Below are 18662 nucleotides of genomic sequence, written 5' to 3' on the forward strand. Positions count from 1 at the left end.
TGGGTCCTTTGCCGGGGGGATGCCAATCTCGTTGGAAGGCTTCCGGTCCCTTGCAGGCTTCCGGATGGCGGCGCGGGAAGCGAGGTTCGCCGGTCACACACTTCGCCGCGGCCGAAGCCGCGATGTGTGCGGGCGTCACCGGGTCGCCGGCCCGCGCCCGCCCGCCACGGACACGCACCGGCGGGGCTGCGGTGGGTGCGGGATCGCCGTCGTCGCCAAGTGTGTTTCCGACGCACCTGGGCAAGGCAGGCGTCGCCGGGCGATGGTGGGACCGGGGGGCCGGGTCTGCCGTGATCAGCACATCGTCCCGCCGCAGGAGGGGAGTGATGGTGCCGACGCTCGACGTCCGCGAGGAGGTGACCGCGGCAAGGTCCGATCCGGACACCGTGTCCCGGTTCTGCGCCGCCCTGCTGGCCTCGCTGCCCCGCGCCGACCAGCGACGCAAGGGCGAACTGTACGTCCGGGGGCTGCTGACCGCCTCCGGCCGCAAGACCATGCGCAACCTGGCCGCCATCGCCGACGATCCGGCGGCGGCACAGAGCATGCACCACTTCATCAGTTGCTCCACCTGGGACTGGGAGACCGTCCGTGCCGCGCTCGCCGGCCACCTGGACCGGACGCTGTCGCCCCGGGCCTGGGTGGTGCGGTCGATGCTGGTGCCGAAGACCGGCCGGCACTCGGTCGGCGTGGAACGCCGGTACGTGCCCGCGCTGGGCGAGACGGTCAACAGCCAGCAGAGCTACGGCCTCTGGCTGGCCTCGGAGACCGTCGCCGCGCCCATCAACTGGCAGTTGTCCATCGGTAAGGGTTGGCTCCAGGACAACCGCGCCCGCGCGAGCGTACCGGCGGACGAGGACGGCACGACCAGCGACGGCGCGGCGGTGCAGGCGGTGCTGAAGGCCGCGGCCTGGGGAATCGGCCCTCGCCCGGTGGTAATGGACGCCCGGCACTCGGCGCTGCCCCCGCTGATCGAGGCGTTCACCACGGCGGGTCTGCCCTTCCTGCTACGGATCAACAGCGGCTGCACCCTGCTGGCCGCCGGGCCCGGCCCGCGCGAGAACCGGGTCGCGGCGGCCTCCGCCGAGCACCTGCTCAGCCTGACGCGGGCCCAGCGCCGTCCGGTGGAGTGGATCGACCCGGCCAGCCCCGGCGCACGGCGCACGAGCCTGGTCGCACCGCTACAGGTCTATTGGCCGGGCCTGTCCGGTGCCCGCCCGCCCGGTCCGTCCGCCCCGGCCCCGCCGGGGGCGGCGCGCGCCGCCGCGCCCGGGCTGCCCCTGACACTGCTCGGCAAGTGGCAGACCTACGAGCGCGGCGTACGGCAGATGTGGCTGACCAACATGACCGACGCCGGGTACGGCCCACTGCTGCGGCTGAGCAAGCTCACCCGGCGGGTCGAGACCGACTTCTCCCAGGTCAGCCTCGACGTCGGCATCCAAGACTTCGAGGGTCGGTCATACCAAGGCTGGCACCGGCACGTCACCTTGGCGTCCGTGGCGCACGCCCTGCGGATGCTGGAGGGCGGTGCCGCCGGATAGGCCGCGCGGGTTGGTCCGGCTCCTGCGATGGGCCCGGGTAGCCCCGTTCCTGGCAGAGCAGGCCACGGATCCGGTGCAGGCGCAGAGCGAGCTGCGTGTCGAGGGCCCGGTCCGGCTGCCGCCAGTCCCGGCCGAGCAGCTGGGAGATGCGGTCCAGCCGGCGGGACACGGTGTTCGGATGCAGATGCAGCATCTCCGCCGCCCGGGTACGGCTGCCCGCCGAGTCGAAGTAGGTCTGGAGGGTCTCCCTGAGATTCGTGAGCCGGCGCGCGTCGTAGCTCAGCACGGGTCCGATGACCCGGTCGACGAAACCGGTGACGTCGTGGCCGCCGGCGACCAGCAGCCCGAGGAAGCCCAGGTCCCGTGAGCAGGCCGCCCGCCCCTTCGCGTCCAGCGCGGCCAGGGCGTCGACGCACCGGGCCGCCTCCTGGTAGGTGCGGCTGACCGAGTCCGCCGTGCGCACCGGTCCGGCGCCTCCGGCCGTGACCGGTAGGCCGAGCAGCCCGCTCAGTTCCCGCGTCACGTCCCGGGCCCGGGCCCCCGGGTCGTCACCGGGCAGCAGCAGCACCGCCTGGCCGTCCCGGATGGCCTTCATGCCGTTCAGGCCGTGGGCGACGGAGACCGCCCGTTCGAACACCCGGGGCGAGGTGGCGCCCTCGGGGCGGGCGACCACGACGACGTAGGGCCGGTCGAACTCGACAGGTGTGTACCGACGGCGCTTCCCGCCCCGCTCCAGGTCCGGCCACGGGCCGAGCAGGTCCTCCAGGAGCCCGTCGCCCGGCTGGCCGTGGCTCCCGCCGTTCCTGGTCATCAGCAGCGCCACGGTCTGCGCGACCGCCGGCAGGGCCGCCATCCGCTCGTCGTCGGACGGCTCGTCGGCGTGGAACAACACACAGCCGAGGTCACCGGCGCGGGCCGCCAGGGGCACCACCCAGGAACCGGTGGTCAGGCGGCCGGGTCGGCCGGTGGCGTGGGCGTTCAGCCGCACTCGGGCCAGTTCCCGCTCGTTCGGGACAGGGATTTCACCGGCCGCCGCCAGCACGCCGTTGGCCCGGTCACGCACGTGCAGGGCGCCGCCCAGTCGCCGCACGGCGCTGCCCACCAGGTCGTCGAGTTCGCCGCCGTCGAGGATGAGCTGGACGAGTTCGGGTTGCAGGCGGTCGGCCATGCGGACCGCGTTCAGCTCGGCTCGGGCCCTGGCCGCCTCCTGCTGGGCCTGCTTGAGTTCGGCCCACGTGTCGTCGAGCAGCATGATCCGCTCCACTGCCGTCGCCGCGAGATCGGCGAGCAGGCGCAGCGACGCGACCTCGTCCGGGGCGAAGTGGCGGACCTGCCGGTGGCCGACGTGCAGGTTGCCGAGGTGCCGGCCCTCGACGCTCAGAACCACGGACAGCACCGCGTGCAGCCCTTCCGCGCGGACCAGGCCGTCGGCGGCCGGGTGTCGTTCGAGGCGCTCGTCGGCGAGGTGGTCCGCCGTCCAGGAGAGTGGCTCGCGCGGTGCGGCGGCCACGACCAGCCCGTCGCGCCAGGGCAGCCGGTAGCCGCTGGTCAGCGCGGTGGCCGCCCCGACGGCCGAGGCGACGTAGGATTCGCCGGTCGCGTCGTCGACGAGGCTGACGAACGCCACGTCCCCGGCGAGCAGCAGTTGGGTCCGCCGCACCACCAGCTGCAGCCCGGCCTCCAGGTTCGTCGCCCCGGCGAGGTCACGGGCGGTGTCGACGAGGGCGGCCAGCTCCGCCTGCCGCTGACACCGCCTCCCGATGACCTCTCGAAGCTCCAACGCGAGTCGCTTGGCGATCATCACCCGGTCGAGCGTGGCCTGGTCCACTCCGTCCCGGTGCGCCTGGTGCACCAGTTCCTCGTACTGCGGTAAGGGTGCCTCCCTGGCCAGAAGTTCGAAGAATCGGAGTTCGTGGTCCCGCGGGGGAATGCTGGTACCAGTCATGCGTCCAACCACCTCGCACACAACGAATAGAGGATTCAGGGGGGTCGATGGCTACATAAGACTATCGATATGTTCACAGTAGCCGGTGCACCCTGCAACTACTCGCAGTGAGAATTGCTTCCGCCCGGTAACACCCGGTTCGCCCGCATGCCAGCCGCCGCGCCCCCGGGCGTCAAAGGCGGCCCGTCAGGCCGGCACCCGGAAGCGGTTGATCGCGGCAAGATGGCATTCCCGCAGCTCCGGGTTCCGGACCCCGAGCCCCTCGCGCGGCGCGAGCGCGAGCACGCCGACCTTGCCCTGGTGCAGGTTGTGATGGACGTCGTAGACCGCCTGGCCGACCTCCTCCAGCGGGTAGCAGCGCGACAGCGTCGGGTGGATCTTGCCCTTGACCACCAACCGGTTGGCTTCCCACGCCTCCCGGTAATTGGCGAAGTGCGTGCCGACGATGCGCTTCAGGGACATCCACAGGTAACGGTTGTCGTAGACGTGCTCGAAACCGCTCGTCGAGGCGCAGGTGACCACGGTGCCTCCTTTGCGGGTCACGTAGACCGAGGCGCCGAACGTCTCCCGGCCGGGGTGCTCGAAGACGATGTCGACGTCCTCGCCTCCGGTCAGCTCCCGAATGCGTGCGCCGAAGCGCTTCCACTCCCGGGGATTCTGGGTGCGCTCGTCGGACCAGAAGCGGTAGTCCTCGGCGACCCGGTCGATGACGGCCTCGGCGCCCATCCGACGGCAGATGTCGGCCTTGCGCGGGCTGGAGACCACGCAGACGGGATTGGCCCCGCCGGCCAGCACGAGCTGGGTGGCGAACGCGCCGAGACCGCCGCTGGCCCCCCAGACGAGGACGTTGTCGCCCTGCTTCATCCGGGCCCCGTTGCCGGAGACCAGCTGGCGGTAGGCGGTGGAGTTGACCAGTCCCGGCGCGGCGGCCTCCTCCCAGGTCAGGTGGTCGGGTTTGGGCATCAGCTGGTTCGCCTTGACCAACGCGATCTCGGCGAGGCCGCCGAAGTTGGTCTCGAAGCCCCAGATCCGCTGTTCCGGGTCGAGCATGGTGTCGCCGTGGCCGTCGGCGGACTCCAGCTCCACCGAGAGGCAGTGCGCCACGACCTCGTCACCCGGCCGCCAGCGGTTGACGCCGGGCCCGACCCTCAGCACCACGCCGGCCAGGTCCGAGCCGAGGATGTGGTACGGCAGGTCGTGCCGCCGGGCCAGCTCGGAGAGCCGGCCGTAGCGCTCCAGGAAGCCGAAGGTGGGCAGCGGCTCGAACAACGACGACCAGACCGTGTTGTAGTTGACCGAGCTGGCCAGGACCGCGACGAGGGCCTCCCCGGGGCCCAGCTCGGGCACCGGCACCTCCTCCGTGTGCAGCGACTTGCGCGGGTCCTTCTCCTGGCGGGGAAGGCCCAGGAACATCCCCGTCTCGTCCTTGTGCACCGTCACGGCCCGGTAGGAGGAGGGCAGCGGCAGGGCCGCCAGCTCCCGCGCGTCGGTCTCCTGGGCGAGGATCGCGTCGAGTATCCGGTTCAGCTCGGGGGTGTCTGGCATCTGTTCCTCCAGCGGGTCGGGGGCGCGGGTCGAGGCGCACCGGCAACGGGTCGTCAGGGGTGGACGCCGACGAACAGACCGCGGCCGGACGGGCCGGGCGTCAGGTACTCCGTCGTGAAACCCGCCCGGGCGAAGGCACGTTCGTAGTCGGACCGTTCGAAGAGGGTGATCAGGTGGCTCTCGTCGAAGTGCCGGACTCCCCCGCCGGGGCTGGCCACGAGGTAGTGCACGGTGATCCGGGTCGCGCCGCCCTCGCGCACCGAATGGGAGACCCGCGAGATGGTACGGCCGTCGACCTCCACCAGGCTCGCGCCCACGTACCCGGGGGTGAAGGTCTCCGGGAACCACCACGGCTCGACGATCGCCACTCCCCCGGGGGACAGGTGCGCGGCGAACCGGGCCAACGTCGCGTCCAGCTCGGCCGTGGTGGCCAGGTGGCCCACCGAACTGAACATGCAGGTGATGACGTCGTAGCGGTGCCCCAGGTCGAAGGTCCGCATGTCGCCGAGGTGCAGGGCCGCCCCGGGGTTTCGCTGCTGGGCGATGCTCAGCATGTCCGGTGCCAGCTCGATGCCGCCCACGTCGTCGAAGAGCCCCGCCAGGTGCCGCAGGTGCAGCCCCGTGCCGCACGCCACGTCCAGCAGCGTCCGGGCGTGCGGCCGACGGGCCCGGGCCAGCGCCTCCAGCTCCGCCGCCTCCGCCGCGTAGTCCTTGCCCTTGCCCTGGTAGATCAGGTCGTAGACCTCGGCGATGGCGTCCGCGTACATCATGGACATCGTTCCTTTCAGGAGTGGTCGGTGGCGGTTCCGGCCGGCCGGCCGGGCCGGTCGTCCGCGACGAGGCGTTCCAGGATGCGGACCACCTCGGCCGGCGACGGCGCGGCACGCAGCTCGTCGCGCTGACGGCGGGCGGCGGCGGCGATCGACGGGTCGTCGAGGATCCGGACGACGGCCGCCCGCAGCGTCGGGGCGTCGAGCCGCTCCGGCGGGATCGAGATCCCCGTGCCGAGTCGCTCCGCCTGCTGCGCCTTGAGCGGGGCGTCCCACAGCGACGCGATCATGATCTGCGGCACCCCGTAGAGCATGGCCGTCGACCACGTGCCCGCCCCGCCGTGGTGGATGATCGCGGCACAGGTCGGCAGCAGCACGTCCAGCGGCACGAAGTCGCACACCCGGACGTTGTCCGGCAGGTCACCCAGGTCCTCGCGCTGGGCGTCGCTGAGCGTCGCGACGACCTCGACGTCCAGGTCGCCGAGGGCGCCGAGCAGCTCCTGGAAGGAGACCACGTCCCTGCCGTACGTCTCCCGGCTCGACACGCCGAGGGTGAGGCAGACGCGGGGCCGGTCGGCCTTGGCCACCCACTCCGGCACCACGGACGGGCTGTTGTACGGGGTGTACCGCATGGCCACCCGACGCCCGGGGACGGGAAGCCGGGTGCTGTCGGCGGTGGGATCGATGGTCCACCCGCCGGTGACCAGGGTCTCCACCTCGTCGTCGCCGAGCTCGCAGCCGTACCGGTGCAGGGTGCAGCGCAACCACTCGGCCATCGGGTCCTCGCGCTGCTCATCCGGCTGCCGCGCCAGGCTCTCGGTGAACAGCCGCCGGGCGTTGCCGACCACGTCCGGCCCCCAGAGCAGCCGGGCGTGCGTCGCACCGACGACCCGCGCCGCGACCGGCCCGGCGTAGGTGAACGGCTCCCAGATCACCAGCTCGGGCTGCCAGGACCGGGCCAGGGCGACCATGTCGTCCATCGTGGAGACGCCGTTGAGCGGCGCGAAGCACAGCGCGGTGAGCATGGTCTGCTGCCCGAGCAGATACTCCCAGGTCAGCACTTCGGGACGGGCCTCGGTGAAGTCCAGTCCCCGCTGGTACGGCACCAGGTCGCCGCCGACCTCGGCGAGCAGGTCGATGATCGCCTGGTCGTCGCCGACCGGCACCGCGGTCAGCCCCGACCGCACGATGGTGTCGGTGAGCGAGGGCTGGCTCGCCACCCGTACCTCGTGGCCGGCCGCGCGCAGCGCCCAGGCCAACGGCACCAGGCTGTAGTAGTGGGTGTTGTGCGCGAAGGACGTCATCAGGACGCGCATCGGATCGCCTCCTCCAGCGCCGGGCGGTCGTCGGACCGCTGTTCGCCGCTCTCCGCCCGTGCGACGGGAAAGCGGGCGTGGCCGAGCAGGACGGGCGAGCGTCGCCACCGGACGCCGCCGGACGCCCGCCGCAGCGTGGGCAGCGCCTCGGCGAGGGTCCGCAGGGCGGTCGTGACGACGAGTCTGATCAGCGGCCCGGCGCCGGCAAGCTGCGGCAGGCCCACCACGTCGCGGGCCGGGACGCGCGACCCGCCAGGGTCGAACGCGTCCGGGCTCGGGGCGGTCGCCGCGCGCGGACCCCGGTTCGCCATGGCGACCAGCACGACCAGGTGGCTGTCCGCCGGGAGGAACTGCCCGCCCAGGGTGACGTCCTGCTGCGCGACGCGGCTCTCCAGGCGCACCGGCGGAAGGCAGCGCAGGGTCTCCTCGACGACGGCGGCGGACCGGTCGAGGTCCCCACCGAGCAGGGCCCACTGCCCGGGGCGGTCGAGCAGCGCACCGACCGCGTTGCAGAGCAGGGTGATCGCCGGTTCGGCCGTGCCGACCGCCAGCGCGAGCGCGGCGGCCGTCCGGTCGTCAGCCGGCAGCGGCGGCCAGGAACCGGCTGCGGACGGACGCGGCGGCCCGGAGCCGGCGGCGGACGGGGACAGCGACGGCGGGGGCGGCACCTCGCCCAGCAGGTCGGTCAGCTCGGCGGTGGCGGCGACGGTGGCGAGAGCGGTCGCCACGGTCTGCGGGCACAGCCGGCTGTCCAGCGTACGGCCGGCGGCGGCGAGTGCCTCGGCGAAGCGGCCCCGCCGCGCGGCGGGCACCCCCAGCAGGTCGGCCAGCACCGCAGCGACCAGCCGCCGGGCGAGCACGGCCAGGTCGAACCGCTCCCCGATCCCGTCGAGCAGGACCGCGGTGGTCTCCACGACCCGGGTACGCGCCCCTGCGGCGTCGGCCCGCAGGACCGGCCCGCCGAACCCGGCGAGCGCGTCCAGCCGACGCCGGGCCTCCGGCCCGTGGTCCAGTGCCGTGCCGGCCAGCGGCAGGGTCCGCTCGGCGGGCCGCTGCCCAGCCCGGGTCAGCCAGCCGAACCGGTCGTCGGTCAACACCTCCCGGGCCAGCGCGGCGTCCCCGGTCACCCAGGTGTCCAACTGCTCGCTGCGGAACAGCGGCTGGGCGGCCACCCGCTGCTCGTACGGGGTCGGGTCGTCGGTCTCCGCGCGCAGGATCAGCGCGTACGGGTCGCCGTGGTTGCCGGCGAACCACTGCGCGGCGCGGGTCAGTTGCAGCCGGCGGGCCCAGGTCGCGGGATCCCCGTCGGGCGGGACTGTGATCATGCGCTTCCTCTCCTGCTGTCGTCGGACTCGCCGGGACGGACCCGGCGTACGGGTCACGGAACGCGGGGCGGGCACACCTCGTCGAGCCACTTGTGCACGGTCGCGGCGGTGACGGGGGCGTGCTCGGTCATCATCGAGAAGTGGGTGCCGGGCACCTCGGCGCTGGTGTGCGCGCCGTCGAAGCGCGAACGCCAGTCCTGCCGGGGATCCGGCCAGGCGCCCGCCGGTTCACCGGCATACAGGTGCAGCACGGGTGCCCGGGTCGGCCGGGGCGCCCAGTCCAGGAGCAGCCGGTGATAGGCGCCCATCGCGGTCAGCCGCGTGTCGTCGACGGGGACGACGGACCGCTCGGCGACCCAGGCCAGCATCTCCTCGCGCCACACCCCCATCGCCCCCGGGGCGGCGGGCGTGTAGATGTCCATCAGCACCAGCGCGGCGGGGTCCGCGCCCCGCGCCTCCAGGCGGACCGTCAGCGCGTGCGCCATGTTCGCCCCGGCCGAGTGGCCGACCAGGACGAAGGGTCCCCCGGCGCAGTGGGCCAGGACGGCGTCGGCCTGGGCGTCGAGCAGCACGTCCAGCCCGGCGGGCAGCGGCTCGCCGGGCAGGAAGCCGGTCTGCGGAAGGACGGTGACGTCCCGGAGACCGGCCAGCGCGGCGGCGAACGCCGTGAACTCGCGGGGGCCGGACGCCGCGGCCGTGCCCGCGCAGCAGACCAGCGCGGGTCCCCCCGCCCCGGTGCCGAGCGGGACGAGGGCCGGTGGCTCGCCCAGTTCGTCCGGGGACCGGAACACCGGCCGGAACGTGGCGACGGTGCCGAGCACCTCCACCGCCTCGGCGGCGCGGCCGGTGGCGACGGCCCGCCGGTACATCTCGACCAGGGCGCTCCCGGCGGCCGGCGCGGGTGGCCCGCCCGCCGCGCCGGTGAGCAGGCCGTGCAGGTGCGCGGCGAGCGCGTCAGGGGTGCGGTGGTCGAACAGAACCGGGGCCGAGAGGCTCAGGCCGGTGGCCTCGGCGAGCCGGCGGCGCAGCTGGACGGCGGCGAGCGAGTCGAAGCCGAGGGCGGAGAACTCCGCGTCGGCCGGAACGTCGTCGGCACCGTCGTGCCCCAGCACCCCGGCGGCCTCGGCGCGGACCAGCGCCAGCAGCCCGGGGCGGTCGGTGGCTGCCGGGGCCGGTCGGGGCACGGGCGGCTGCGCCCGGTGCGCCGGGCCGGCCGGATCGACGTCCCCGCCCGGCAGCTCGGCGAGCAGCGGGGCGGGACGCGCGGCGGCGAAGCCGGACGCGAACCGGCCCCACTCGGTGTCGGAGACCGTCACCCCGGTCTCGTCGGCGTCCAGGATCCGCCCGAGGGCGGCGAGGGCGGCTGCCGGGGGCATCGCCCGGACGCCCCGGCGGCGCAGGTACTCCTCCCCCGCGCCCGCCCCCATGCCGGGCCCGCCCCAGACCCCCCAGGCGACGGAGGTCGCGGGCAGCCCTGCGGCGCGACGACGCTCGGCGAGCGCGTCGAGGGCGGCGTTGGCCGCAGCGTACGCGCACTGCCCGCCGCTGCCCCACACCCCGGCGGCGGAGGCGAAGGTGACGAAGGCGTCCAGGTCACCGGCCAACTCGTGCAGGTGCACCGCCCCGGCGACCTTGCCTGCGCAGACCTGCGCGAACAACTCCGGGGTCGTCTCGTGAAGCGGCGTCACCTGGGGCACGCCCGCCGCGTGGAACACGGCGGTGAGCGGAGCGGCGCGGGGAATCCCGGCGAGCAGGCCGGCCACGGCCTCCCGGTCGGCGACGTCGCAGGCGACCACGGTCACCTCGGCACCGAGCGTGACCAGTTCCGCCCGCAGCGCGGCGACCCCGGGGGCGTTCCCGCCCCGGCGGCTGGTGAGGACGAGGTGCGTGGCGCCGTTGCGCGCCAGCCAGCGGGCCGTGTGCGCGCCGAGCGCGCCCGTACCGCCGGTCACCAGGACCGTGCCGCGCGGACGCCAGGCCCGCTCGGCCCGGGGCGCGGGCGCGGGGACCAGCCGCCGGGCGTACCCGACCGCCCCCCGGACCGCGACCTGGTCCTCCGGGCCGCGCAGCGCGCGCCGCAGCAGGTCCCAGTCCCGGTCGTCCGGGTCGACCGGCAGGTCCACCAGGCCGCCCCAGGACCGGGGGAGTTCGAGCGCGGCCACGCGGCCGAAGCCCCACAACTGGGCTCCGGCGACCGACGGGGACTCGCCGGGCGTCACGGCGACCGCCCCCCGGGTCACGCACCACAGCCGCGCGGAGGCCCCCAGGTCGGTCAGGGCCTGGGCGAGGGACAGGGTCGCCAGCACCCCGCGGGGCACCGAGGCGGACCGGGGATGTGCCCGGTCGTCGAGGCCCAGCAGGCAGAGCACCCCGTCCGGCCCGCCGTCCGCGTCGGCGGCGGCCTCGGTCAGCACGGCGGCGAGGGTGTCCCGGTCCACGTCGGCGGCGTCCACCGTCAGCCGGGTGACCGTGGCCCCGCCCCGGTGCACGGCCCGCTCGGCGGCGTCGGCGAGCGACGCGACGCCGTCGTGGGCGGGGACCACCAGCAACCACGCCCCGGCCACCGTCTCGGTCCCGGCGGCGGCGGGCACGGTCGGCAGGGGCCGCCAGGCGATCCGGTACCGCCAGGCGTCGTCGCGGCGGGCCGACGGCGGGCCCGGCGCCAGCCAGTAGCGCCGGTGCTGGAAGGCGTACGTGGGCAGCTCGACCCTGCGCGCGCCGGTGCCCGCGAACACCCGGGACCAGTCCATTTCCGCGCCGCCGGCGTACGCCCCGGCCAGGGCGGCCAGCAGGGTGGCGGGCTCCGGCCGACCGGGGCGCAGCACCGGCAGCAGCAGCACGTCGCCGGTGGGCCCGAGGCACTCCTCGGCCAACGCGCACAGCACCCCGTCCGGGCCGAGCCCGACGAAGGCGGTGGCCCCCTGGTCGCGGGCGGCCCGCACCCCGTCCCGGAACCGGACGGGCTGGCGGACGTGCCGGACCCAGTAACCGGGGTCGCGCAGCGCGTCGGCGGTGGCGAGCCGGCCCGTCGCGTTCGACACCACCGGGATCGTCGGGGCATGGTACGTCAGGCCCCGCGCCACCCGCCGGAACGGCTCCAGCATCGCCTCCACGTGCGGGGAGTGGAACGCGTGGCTGACGTTGAGGCGTCGCGTCCGGTGGCCGAGGGCGGCGCACCGGGCGGCCACGGCCAGCACCGCCTCCTCGTCGCCGGAGACCACGACCGAGCGCGGGCCGTTGACCGCCGCCACCGCGACCCGCTGCCCGTCGAGCAGGGGCCCGACCTCCTCCTCGGTGGCCCGGACCGCCACCATCGCGCCGCCCGACGGCAGCTCCCCCATCAGCCGGCCCCGCGCCGCGACCAGCTCGCACGCGTCGTCCACGTCGAGTACGCCGGCCACGTGCGCGGCCGCCAGCTCGCCCACCGAGTGGCCGAGCAGCACGTCGGGCCGGACCCCCCAGCCGTGGACCAGTCGGAACAACGCCACCTCGACGGCGAAGAGGGCGGCCTGCGCGTACCGGGTGCCGTCGAGCAGCCGGGCGTCGTCCGACCCCGGCTCGGCGAACAGCACCCGCAGCAGCGGACGATCGAGGTGCCGGTCCAGCCGGGCGGCGAGCTGGTCCAGGGCGTCGGCGAAGGCGGGGAACGCCTCGTACAGTTCGCGCGCCATCCCGACGCGCTGGCCGCCCTGCCCGGCGAAGAGGAACCCGGTCCGGCGATCGTGACGTACCGTGCCCCGGATCAGGCCCGCCGCCGGCTCGCCGGCGGCCAGCGCGTCGACGAGGCGGAGCAGGCCGTCGCGGTCGGCGGCCACCAGCACGGCCCGGTGCTCCAGCGCGGCCCGGCTGGTGGCCAGGGAGAATCCCACGTCCAGCGGGTCCGCGTCGGGGTGCGCCGCCAGGTGCGTACGCAACCGGTCCGCCTGGGCGCGCAGCGCCGCCTCCGTCCGGCCGGAGAGCACCCACGGCACCAGCGGCAGGGTCCTCGTGGGTGGCGCCGGGTCGTCGACCGGGACCGGCGGCGGCTGCTCGACGATCACGTGCGCGTTGGTGCCGCTCACCCCGAACGCGGAGATCCCGGCCCTGCGGGGCGCCCCGGGCAACGCGGGCCAGGGCACCACCCCGGTCGACAGCCGGACGACACCGGCGGACCAGTCGACCAGCGGGGTCGGGACGTCGGCGTGCAGGGTGGGTGGGAGCGTCCCGGCCCGCATCGCCAGGAGCATCTTGATCAGGCCGCCGACGCCGGCCGCCGCCTGGGCGTGCCCGATGTTCGACTTCAACGAGCCGAGCCAGAGCGGCCGGTCCGGGGTCCGGTCGGCGCCGTAGGCGGCGATCAGCGCCTGCGCCTCGATCGGGTCGCCGAGCCGGGTGCCCGTGCCGTGCGCCTCGACCGCGTCGATCTGGTCGGCGCCGAGCCGGGCGTCGGTCAGCGCCTGCCGGATGACCCGCTGCTGGGCGGGGCCGCTCGGGGCGGTCAGCCCGTTGCTGGCCCCGTCCTGGTTGACGGCCGAACCCCGGATCACGCCCAGCACCCAGCGGCCGTCGCGCACCGCGTCGGAGAGCCGTTGCAGGACCAGCACACCGACGCCCTCCGCCCAGCCGGTGCCGTCCGCGCCCGCCCCGAACGCCCGGCAGCGCCCGTCCGCCGCGAGGCCCCGCTGCCGGGAGAACTCCACGAATGCCGCCGGGTCGGGCATCACGGCGACCCCGCCGGCCAGTGCCAGCCCGCACTCGCCCCGGCGCAGCGCCTGCACCGCGAGGTGCACCGCCACCAGCGAGGACGAGCAGGCCGTCTCGACGGTCAGGGCCGGACCCTCCAGCCCGAGCAGGTACGAGATCCGTCCGGACAGGACGGCGTCGGCGCTGCCGGTCAGCCGGAACCCCTCCGCGCCCTCCGGCACCTGACCGGCGTCGACCGCGTACCCCTGGTGGGCCGCACCGACGTAGACCCCGGTGCGCGAGCCGCGCAGGCTGTGCGGGTCGGTCCCGGACCGCTCCAGCGCCTCCCAGGACACCTCCAGAAGCAGCCGCTGCTGGGGGTCCATGACCACGGCCTCGTGCGGCGACACCCCGAAGAACGCGGCGTCGAAGTCTCCTGCCCCGGCCAGGAACCCGCCCTCCCGGCAGTAGGTGGTGTTCCGCGACTCAGGATCCGGGTCGTACACGGCGTCGACGTCCCAGCCACGGTCGGTGGGGAAGCCGCCGATCGCGTCCGTGCCCGTCTCGACCAGCCGCCACAGGTCCTCCGGAGAGGACACCCCGCCCGGGTAGCGGCAGGCCATGCCCACGACGGCGATCGGCCCGTGCAGGGCGGCGAGCAGCTCGTGGTTCTGCCGGCGCAGCCGCTCCGTCTCCTTGACGGAGACACGCAGCGCCTCGATCACCTTGTCGGGGGGCATGACCATGGGCGGGCTCCTCGGGGGGAAGAGGGAACGGGTCAGGAGCTGGCGTTGTCCAGCACCCGGCGCACCAGCTCCTCTGGATCGAGTTCGTCGATGGCGTCGCCGGGAGCCGGCTCGGGCCCGTCCGGCACCGCGTCGGCGTCCAGCCCCGCAAGCGCAAGCAGGCCGTCCAGTAGGCCGGCGTCCCGCAGCCGGGCCAGCGGCAGGTCGGCCAGGGCCCGGCGCACCTCGGCCTCGCGCGGGTCGCCGCCGGCCGGCGCGGGACCGAGCAGCCCGGCCAGGTGCTCGGCGACCGCCGTCGCGGTGGGGTGGTCGAAGACGAGGGTGGCGGACAGCGGCACGCCGACCGCCGCCCTGAGCCGCTTGGCCAGGTCGACGGCGGTCAGCGAGTCGAATCCGATCTCCCGGAACGCGGCGTCGGGGCCGACGTGCTCGGGCCCCGGGTGGCCGAGGACGGCGGCGACCTGCCGGCGTACCAGGTCGAGCAGGCCCCGGCGGCGTTCGTCGGGGCTCGCGGCGGCGTGCCAGGCCGGCAGGTCGGAGCCCGCGGGTCCGGCGTCGGCCAGCGTCGCGCGGGCCTCCGGGAGGTCGCCGAGCAGCGGGCTGGGCCGGAACGCGGTGAACCCGGCCGTGAACAGCGTCCAGTCCACGTCGGCGACGGCGACGAAGGTCTCGTCCCGGTCCAGGGCGGCCAGGAGGGCGTCCACGCCACGCTCGGGAGGCATCGGCCGCAGGCCCCGGCGGCTCAGGTACTCCTCGGCGTCGCCCTCGCCCATGCCCCCGGAGCCCCACAGGCCCCAGGCGACGGAGGTGGCGGTCAGCCCGGCGGCGCGCCGCCGTTCGGCGAGCGCGTCGAGGGCCGCGTTGGCCGCCCCGTACGCGCTCTGCCCGCTGCTGCCCCACACGCCCGCGTTCGACGAGTACAGGACGAACGCGTCCAGGTCGTGCCCCCGGGTGAGTTCGTCGAGGTGGCGGGCTCCGGCGACCTTCCCGGCGAACACCTCGGCGACGTCGGTGAGCCCGGTCTCGCCGATCGGCATCGAGTGCGCCACGCCCGCGGTGTGGAAGACCGCGCTCAGCGGCGCGTCGGCGGGCAGCCCGGCGAGCAGCGCCGCCACGGCGGCCCGGTCGGCGACGTCGCAGACCGCGACGGTCACCTCGGCGCCCAGCGCCCGGAGTTCCCCGACCAGCCCGGCCGCACCGGGGGCGTCGGCCCCGCGCCGGCTGGTGAGCACGAGGTGCGCGGCCCCGCCGGCGGCCAACCGCCGGGCCACGTGCGCGCCGAGCGCGCCGGTGCCGCCGGTGACCAGGACGGTGCCCCTGGGCCGGTACCGCCGCTTCGCGGGTAGCGCGGGGGCGCGCCGGAGCCGGCGACCGTACCCGACCGGGCCGCGCAGCGCGACCTGGTCCTCGTCCCCGGCCAGCACGTCCACGAACGCCTCCCACACCGGGCCGTCCGCGTCGGCGGGCAGGTCGACGAGCCCGCCCCACGTGCGGGGCAGTTCGAGGGCCGCGACCCGGCCGAACCCCCAGACCTGCGCCTGGCGCTCGTCGGCGGTCTCGCCGGGCCCGACGGAGACCGCGCCCCGGGTGACGACCCACAGCCGGGCGGCCGGCAGGGCGTCGGCGACGGCCTGGGTCAGCAGCAACGTCGCGGCGGCGCCGACGGACACGGCCGGGTGGTCGGGGTGCGGGCGACGATCGGTGCCGAGCAGCGACAGCACCCGGGTCGCCCCGCCCGCACCGGCCGCGGTGAGCAACGCCGCGCACGCGGCCCGGTCGGTGCTGGTCGGCTCGACGGTCACCAGGCGCACCTCGGCGCCCCGCGCGGTGAGCGCGTCGCGCACCGCCTCGACCAGCTCCGCCGGCTGCTCCGGGCCGGTCACCAGCAGCCACCGGTCGGCCGGCGCGGCGCCGGTGCGCTGAAGCCGCCGCCAGCCGACCCGGTAGCGCCAGCCGTCCCCGGCCGGGCCGGAGTCCGCCTGCGCGGCGGGCTCCAGCCAGTAGCGTTGCCGCTGGAACGCGTACGTGGGCAGGTCCACGGCGACGCGCGCGGCCCCGGCCAGAGCCCGGGACCAGTCCACGGCCACCCCCTGGGTGAACGCCTCGGCCGCCGAGGCCAGGAGCCGGTCCAGGCCGCCCGCCTCCCGGCGCAGCGACCCCACGGCCACCACCCGGACGCCGGCGCTGTCCCCCAGCTCCTGGATCGCGGGTACGAGGACGGCGTGCGCGGCGGCCTCGACGAAGGCGCGGTGCCCGTCGTCGAGCAGCACCCGCACGGTCTCCTCGAAGCGGACCTGCCCCCGCAGGTTGCGGTACCAGTAGCCGGCGTCCAGGCCGGCAGTGTCGACGCGCCCGCCCTGCACCGTCGAGTAGAAGGGCACCTGCGCCGGACGGGCGTCGACCGGGCCCAGGACGGTGAGCAGCTCGGCGCGCAGCCGGTCCACCTGCGTCGAGTGGGACGCGTAGTCCACCGGGATCCGCCGCACCCGGACGTCCTCGGCCGCGAACGCCTCGACCAGTTCGGTGACCGCGTCGGCGGCACCGGACACGACGGTCGACTGTGGCCCGTTGACGGCCGCGACGTCGAGCCGGCCCGCCCAGGCGGCCAGCCGCCCCGCGACCTCCCGGGCCGGCAGCTGGACGGACGCCATGCCGCCGCGACCGGAGAGCACCCGACCGATGACCTGGGACCGCAGCGCGACCACCCGGGCCGCGTCCGGCAGGGTCAGCGCGCCGCAGACCACCGCGGCGGCGATCTCGCCCTGGGAATGGCCGACCACCGCGTCCGGCTCGACGCCGAGCGACCGCCACACCTGCGCCAGCGACACCATCACCGCCCAGGAGACGGGCTGGAGCACGTCCACGCGGTCCAGCGGCGGGCTGCCGGCCGCGCCCCGGATCACCTCGCCGAGCTTCCAGTCGGTGTGCGCCGACAGCGCCTGCTCGCACCGTCGCATCGACTCGGCGAACACCGGTGACTGGTCGAGCAGGTCGGCACCCATGCCGGCCCAGTGCGTCCCCTGCCCGGGAAAGACGAACACGGTGCGCCCGGTGGGGGCGGCGACGCCGGTCGTGACCGCCGGTCCGGGTTCGCCGCCGGCCAGCAGGTCGAGCGCGTCGAGCGCCTGCGGTCGCCCGGCGGCCGTCACCACCGCCCGGTGGTCGAACACCGACCGCGCGGTGGCCAGGGCGAGTCCGGCGCTGGCGAGGTCGGTCTCCGGCGCTGCGGCCAGCAGGTCGCGCAGCCGGCGGGCCTGCCCGGCCAGCGCCGGCTGCGACCTGGCGGACAACACCAGCGGTACGACCGGCGGCGGGTCGCCGACGGGCCGGGTCTCGGCGGGCGGGGCGTCACCCGCCGGGGCGGCGGCGGGCCCAGGGGCCTGCTCCAGCACCACGTGCGCGTTGGTGCCGCTCACCCCGAAGGAGGAGACCCCGGCGCGGCGCGGGCGACCCGTGTCCGGCCACGGTGTCTCTGCCCGCAGCAGGGCCACCTGGCCGGCGGACCAGTCGACCTCGGTGGTCGGGGCGTCCACGTGCAGGGTGGGCGGCAGGACGCCGTGCCGCATCGCCAGCACCGTCTTGATGACCCCGCCGACCCCGGCCGCCGCCTGGGTGTGGCCGATGTTGGACTTCAGCGAACCGAGCCAGAGCGGACGGTCGGCGGGCCGGCCGGCACCGTACACGTTCATCAGGGCCCGCACCTCGATCGGGTCGCCGAGCCGGGTGCCGGTGCCGTGCGCCTCGACCGCGTCGACGTCGGCGGCCGTCACCCGGGCGTCCACGAGCGCCTGGCGCAGCACCTTCTCCTGCGCCGGGCCGCTGGGGGCGGTGAGGCCGTTGCTCGCCCCGTCCTGGTTGACCGCCGTGCCGGTGACCAGGGCCAGCACCCGGCGCCCGTGGCGGACGGCGTCCGACAGCCGCTCCACGACCAGCATGCCGACCCCCTCGGCCGGCCCGAACCCGTCCGCCGAGTCGGCGAACGCCTTGCACCGGCCGTCCGGGGCCAGCCCCCGCTGCCGCGAGAACTGCACGAACACCGCCGGGCTGGCCAGCACCGTCGCCCCGCCGGCCAACGCCAGGTCGCACTCGCCCTGCCGCAGGGCCCGCACCGCCAGGTGCAGGGCCACCAGCGAGGACGAGCAGGCGGTGTCCACCGTCAACGCGGGCCCCTCCAGGCCCAGCGCGTACGAGATCCGCCCCGAGGTGAAGCTGACCACCCCGCCGGTCAGCAGGTGGCCCTCCAGTTCCGCCGGGGGCTGCCCGACGACGTCGGTGTAGCCGCCGTGCCACGCCCCGACGCACACCCCGGTACGGCTGCCGCGCAGCGAGTCCGGGGGGATCCCGGCCCGCTCCAGCGCCTCCCAGGACGTCTCCAGCAGCAGGCGCTGCTGCGGGTCCATGGCCAGCGCCTCGCGGGGCGAGATGCCGAAGAACGCGGCGTCGAAGTCGCCGACCCCGGCGAGGAACCCGCCCTCGCGGCAGTAGGTGCGGCCCGCCGCCTCCGGGTCCGGGTCGTACAGCGCGTCGCCGTCCCAGCCGTGGTCGTCGGGGAACGGGGAGATCGCGTCCGTGCCCGAGGCGACCAGCTCCCACAGTTCCTCCGGTGAGCCGACCCCGCCGGGGTACCGGCAGGCCATGCCGACGATCGCGATCGGCTCGTGCGCCCGCGCCTCGACCGCGCGCAGCCGGTCGGTGGCCCTGGCCAGCTCGGTGGTGGTCAACCGCAGGTACTCGCGGAGCTTCTGCTCGTTCGACATGCCGCCTCGTCCCTCCTGACCGTCGGTCCCGTCCACCCCGTCCCTCGCGTACGCGGGG

General features: G+C 75.6%; 7 protein-coding genes and 1 pseudogene. 1 reads left to right on the top strand and 7 read right to left on the bottom strand.

Annotation, left to right across the window (positions count from 1 at the left end; genetic code table 11):
- Window positions 1-323: 323 nt before the first annotated feature.
- A complete protein-coding gene (locus HDA31_RS23675) occupies window positions 324-1538 on the top strand; it encodes an IS701 family transposase (protein WP_425488120.1) in 1215 nt (404 codons plus the stop codon).
- Here the strand turns inward: HDA31_RS23675 and HDA31_RS33165 are convergent.
- The 7 genes and pseudogenes from HDA31_RS33165 to HDA31_RS33175 all read right to left on the bottom strand — a co-directional run.
- On the bottom strand, window positions 1480-3483 hold the full coding sequence (locus tag HDA31_RS33165; protein ID WP_178063519.1) for a helix-turn-helix domain-containing protein: 2004 nt from the start codon (window positions 3481-3483) through the stop codon (window positions 1480-1482). The two genes, HDA31_RS23675 and HDA31_RS33165, sit on opposite strands and share 59 nt — an antisense overlap.
- A 186-nt stretch (window positions 3484-3669) precedes the next feature.
- A complete protein-coding gene (ccrA, locus tag HDA31_RS23685) occupies window positions 3670-5010 on the bottom strand; it encodes a crotonyl-CoA carboxylase/reductase (protein WP_178067127.1) in 1341 nt (446 codons plus the stop codon).
- Between the two features lie 71 nt (window positions 5011-5081).
- A complete protein-coding gene (locus tag HDA31_RS23690; RefSeq protein WP_141724030.1) occupies window positions 5082-5798 on the bottom strand; it encodes a class I SAM-dependent methyltransferase in 717 nt (238 codons plus the stop codon).
- Between the two features lie 14 nt (window positions 5799-5812).
- A complete protein-coding gene (locus tag HDA31_RS23695) occupies window positions 5813-7114 on the bottom strand; it encodes an activator-dependent family glycosyltransferase (protein WP_178063518.1) in 1302 nt (433 codons plus the stop codon).
- Window positions 7102-8439 carry a cytochrome P450 family protein gene (locus HDA31_RS23700; RefSeq protein WP_178063517.1) on the bottom strand — a complete coding sequence of 446 codons (1338 nt, stop codon included), beginning with the start codon at window positions 8437-8439 and terminating at the stop codon, window positions 7102-7104. The genes HDA31_RS23695 and HDA31_RS23700 overlap by 13 nt, the downstream gene beginning before the upstream one ends.
- Before the next feature lie 53 nt (window positions 8440-8492).
- On the bottom strand, window positions 8493-13847 hold the full coding sequence (locus HDA31_RS33170; protein WP_178063516.1) for an SDR family NAD(P)-dependent oxidoreductase: 5355 nt from the start codon (window positions 13845-13847) through the stop codon (window positions 8493-8495).
- 32 nt (window positions 13848-13879) lie between these two features.
- Window positions 13880-18604 (bottom strand): annotated as a pseudogene (locus HDA31_RS33175) (type I polyketide synthase); the annotation flags it as partial.
- Window positions 18605-18662 lie beyond the last annotated feature (58 nt).

It is taken from the genome of Micromonospora carbonacea, assembly GCF_014205165.1.
GTDB lineage: Bacteria > Actinomycetota > Actinomycetes > Mycobacteriales > Micromonosporaceae > Micromonospora > Micromonospora carbonacea.